The following is a 4,249-nucleotide window of genomic DNA, read 5'->3' as shown; positions in this document are numbered from 1 at the left end:
TCAGGTCACGTCCGTCCGGCGGCAGCGCTTGCTGCGTGCCCGGCCGGGCGGTCGACAGATCAACGCCAGGACACCCACGGGGTCAGTCGTAAGCAGGGCCTTAACCCCGGATGTTGAACACGTCTATGCGGCTTGGGCCAGGGTAGTTGCTGGTGGTTGCAAGGCGTTCTCGTAGGCGATCGGCGATCGCTGACCGAGCCGGGAGTGCCGGCGGCGGGTGTTGTATCGGGTCAGCCAGCGGAAGGCGTCGAGCCTGGCCTCACGCTCGCTCGACCAGGCTTTGCGGCCCTTGAGCGTTTCTCTCTTGAAGGCGGCGTTGAAGCTTTCCGCGGCTGCGTTGTCCGCGCTTGACCCGATCGCGCCCATGCTCTGCCGGACCCCGGTTGACCTGCAGAGTTCTGCGAAGGCCCTGCTCGAGTATTGAGATCCGTGGTCCGTGTGCATGATCGCTCCGGCCAGGTTCCCGCGGGTCCGCTCGGCCGCCGTCAGGGCGTCGGTGACGAGCTCGGTTCGCATGTGGTCGGCGATGGCCCAGCCGGCCAGTCGGCGTGAGGCGAGGTCGATGACGGTCGCGAGGTAGAGCGGCTTCGCGCCGCTGACCGGCAGGTATGTGATGTCGCCGACGTACTTCGTGTTGACCTCCCTCGCGGTGAAGTCACGGCCGATCAGGTCCGGTGCCTTCGGCGCCGCCTGGTCCGCGACGGTGGTGCGGTGCCGGCGGCGCAGACGGACTCCCTCGATTCCGATGGTCCGCATGATCCTGGCGACGCGCTTGTGGTTGACCGCCGGGCCGCCCTCGTCGCGGAGTTCGGCAGTAATTCTGGGGGCTCCGTAGGTGCCGTCGGAGTCCTGGTGAACCTTGCGTATCCGGGCCGCGATCCCGGCTTCGACCATCTGGCGGGCCGCTCTCGCGGGTGCGGTGCGGCGCCAGTAGTAGAAGCTGGAGCGGGCCAGGCCGAGGATGTCGCAGAGCCGCTTCACGCCGTGTCGGCGCTGGTGATCTTCAACGAACTGGTAGCGGTTCACCAGCGCGTCTCCGTCGCGAAATACCGGGCCGCCTTGCGGAGAATGTCCCGCTCTTCCTCCAGCTCGCGGATCCTCTTGCGGGCGGCGGCCAGCTCCGCCTCAACGGCGTCGCCGACGGCCTGCGAGGCGGCCGGCGGTGCGGAGTGGGCGCCAGGTCGGCGCCCGTCCGCGGCCCGGATCCAGTTCCGCAGCGTCTCGGTGTTCACCCCGAGATCAGCGGCGACCGACTTGATCGTCGCTCCCGGCCTCGAGCGGTACAACGCGACCGCGTCCGCCTTGAACTCGGCGGGGTAATGCTTCATCCCCACAGGGGACTCCGTTCTCCTGGACCGTCAAGATCCAAGTGTCTCCGGTGTCCAAAATCCGGGGTCAAGGCCCCAACAACTCCTCCACCTTCGACACCGGAGGCATCTTCAACTACACCGGCAGCACGCTGACGCTGAACCACTCCACGGTGAGCGGCAACACTGCGACAACCAACGCCGGCGGCATCCTCAACACCGGCGGCTCGCTGACGCTGGACCACTCCACGGTGAGCGGCAACACTGCGGGGCAAGACGGCGGCGGCATCTTCAACGACGGCGGCGGCACCACGGCACTGACCAGCTCCACAGTGGTGCGCAACACCGCCAACGGCGGCCCCGTCAGCGGCGGCGGCATCTTCAACGCGAGCGGCACGGTGACGCTGGACGGCTCCAGGGTACGCAACAACATCCCGGACAACTGCGCCCCTGAGAACACCATCTCCGGCTGCACCAACTGACCTCCCCGCATCCGTCGGCAGGCCGGCGCGAACACCACGGCGCACCAGCGGCCCGCCGGGGCACCCGGGAACCCGTCCCGGGTGCCCCGGCATCGGTGCGATGGCAGTCGGGCCGGGGAGCTGGCGAGGCTACGCGGTGACGCGACCACCCTCCTGCGAGCCCTGCTCGTCCTCACGAACACCGAAGTTCACAGGCGACTGACGATCTCCCCGGCAGATCACGCCCCTGACCGGCACGAGTACGTCACCGCGGACGCACACCAGCCCCGTGACCTGCGGAATCAGGATGAAAACTTCTCAGTGCACCACCTCCCGCGAGAGCACCCGCACCGTCGGCTTTCCCCCGCAAGAACTCCGCGACCTGCAACTCCGTGTCCGTGCCGAGCAACAGACACCCGAGCGGAAGACCCGCTACGCGGTCCGCTCCGGAGTAGAGGGAACGGTCAACGAGTTCGCCTACGGCCACGGCATGCGCCGCTGCCGAGGCCAGGACAAGGTCCACCTCCCGCACGTCCTGACCGTCATCGCCATCAGCATCGAGCGCCTCAGCGGTCTCCCCGCCGACCGAAGAGGTACCCTCTCCCCGCCGACCGACCGCCTTCCAGACCTGCCTCGATCGGCACGAGATCCCCCGGCTGAAGTCCTGGCGAACCCTGGGCCGCTGACCTCGGCAAACTCCAAGATCCCCGACAGAGGCAAGCTGATGCCGTGAGATCTGTTGCTCGGCACTCTGCTGCTTCGGCGGGCGTGTGAATGCGGAGCGTGTCGGCGACGGGTCTCATTCGCCCCGGTCTACGGTGGATCCGAGGTCCAGCGCCGCGCCGTCCCGAGCGAGCCTCCTCGGTGTGGTCGTCGAAGTCGTCGGGGCAGCGGCCCCGCACGCCTCCTGCGAGGAGCGGCACGCATGAACCCGGCAACAAGGGAGACTGGCACCATCCGTACTGCCCGACGACGTATGACCTTGACGGCACATGCGATCTGAGCTGCCACCGAGCCCGGGAAGTAGTGGGTCGTGAGCGGAGAGAACCCGTCCGACACGGACCGTATGAGCACGCGGGAGCCAGGGGCGAGATCTGCTGTCCATACCGAGAGCCGCTGGCCGATGGCCGCGGCGGTCATCGCTTCCGCCGTGCTCACCCTGCTTCTGCCCGATGACCTGCGTCTTGGACCCCGATGGGCGCTTCCCCTCGCCGAGGGCCTGCTGCTGGTGGTGCTGATCTCGGGAGACCCTGGTCGGATCAGCCGCCGATCCACTGTCTTGCGCTCAGTGGCGATCGCCCTCGTCGTCGTGCTCGCGGGCAGCGCCATCTGGTCGACCATCCAGCTGATCGACGATCTCATCCACGGCGGGCATGAGACCAACTCCGCCAATGCCCTTCTGCTGGCCGGCGGCAGCGTTTGGGCCACCACCGTTCTTGCCTTCTCCCTCCTGTACTTCGAACTCGACAGCGGCGGGCCGGCCGCCCGGGCCCACCACCTGCCGCCCACTCCGGCGCTCGCTTTTCCCCAACAGCTCAGCCCCGAACTGAACGCCGAGCACTGGCGCCCCCAGTACATCGACTACCTCTACCTCGGGTTCACCAATTCCACCGCGCTGAGCCCCACCGACGTCATGCCACTCGTCCCCTGGGCCAAGAGCATCATGACCCTCCAGTCCATCCTTTCCCTCATGATCCTGGGACTCGTAGTCGCCAGGGCCGTCAACGTCCTGGCCTGAGATGGCCCCGGCGGCGGGCGTCCGGCCACAGTCTGACGCGTGATCCACAGGCTGCGGCCGTTGCTCGGGTTGGAGCCGGCGCTGCGGCAACTCGACGTCAAGCAGCTCACCGTGGCGCTGGGCATGTCCTACGCTGGAACTGCCCACTACCGGTAAGGCCCTGAGCGGCTGTCATATCAGGCGGCGTTCCTTCCCGACATCGCTCGTGTCGCCGGTCAATGAAACTGAGCAGTCGTTGTGCAGGTTGGTTGAGCGGGGTGCTACGCCGCGCTCGGTTGTCCATGGGGCCACGGACGTTGTCCTGATGAGGCAGCGGTTGGTTTCTGCTGGTCAGGCCGGTGTGACGGCGGTCAGTAGATACGGTTCTGATCCACTTCTTGTGGGGCGATGACAGCGCGTCACAAGGCCCTGGCAGGATGGTGGTTCGTGTGACTGCAGCGTTCTCTGGGCGGCTTTCTCTCATCTGGCGTCGGTCGCGGTGGATCAGGTGATGGTCGGTGACGGCACGGTCACTTTCGTGGCGAGAGCCGTGGCCTCGGAAGCGGTCTGCCCCGGATGCGGGACGGCGTCCCGTCGCGTCCACGGCAACTACCAGCGGCGCTTGGCCGACCTCGCGGTGGCCGGGCAGAAGACCGTGATCAACCTGCTGGTCAGCGACCCAGGGCGGCTTCGCCGCCCGCCGTGGGGTACGCAAATCGAAGGCGCCAGGGCCTTGGTGACCTTGGAAGCGATCTATTTGCGCG

At 67.4% G+C, this 4,249-nt stretch carries 5 protein-coding genes; 4 read left to right on the top strand and 1 reads right to left on the bottom strand.

Translation table 11 applies throughout. From position 1 onward, the window contains the following. Window positions 1-123: 123 nt before the first annotated feature. Window positions 124-1,334 (bottom strand): IS3 family transposase gene (locus ABTY04_RS40485; RefSeq protein ID WP_352218433.1). Its coding sequence is split into 2 segments (ribosomal slippage): window positions 124-1,043 and window positions 1,043-1,334, totalling 1,212 coding nucleotides; the frame shifts between segments, so codons are not numbered across the junction. A 44-nt stretch (window positions 1,335-1,378) separates the two neighbouring features. Between ABTY04_RS40485 and ABTY04_RS40480 the strand changes: the two genes are divergently transcribed. The 4 genes from ABTY04_RS40480 to ABTY04_RS40465 form a co-directional block, all read left to right on the top strand. After that, the gene (locus tag ABTY04_RS40480) at window positions 1,379-1,789 is read left to right on the top strand and encodes a hypothetical protein (RefSeq protein WP_352218432.1); all 411 of its coding nucleotides are present in this window, start codon (window positions 1,379-1,381) and stop codon (window positions 1,787-1,789) included. Window positions 1,790-2,075: 286 nt separating this feature from the next. Beyond that, a complete protein-coding gene (locus ABTY04_RS40475) occupies window positions 2,076-2,501 on the top strand; it encodes a transposase (protein ID WP_352218431.1) in 426 nt (141 codons plus the stop codon). A 417-nt stretch (window positions 2,502-2,918) separates the two neighbouring features. Next, window positions 2,919-3,506, top strand: coding sequence for a hypothetical protein (locus ABTY04_RS40470; protein ID WP_352218430.1), 588 nt, complete (start codon window positions 2,919-2,921; stop codon window positions 3,504-3,506). A gap of 478 nt (window positions 3,507-3,984) precedes the next feature. Further along, window positions 3,985-4,249: transposase family protein (locus ABTY04_RS40465; RefSeq protein ID WP_352218429.1), on the top strand; the 265-nt coding region annotated here is incomplete at its 3' end.

Source organism: Streptomyces sp. NPDC097981 (genome assembly GCF_040302565.1).
GTDB lineage: Bacteria > Actinomycetota > Actinomycetes > Streptomycetales > Streptomycetaceae > Streptomyces.
Note: the sequence above shows the minus strand (reverse complement) of the source record. Positions and strands in the feature narration are given on the sequence as shown.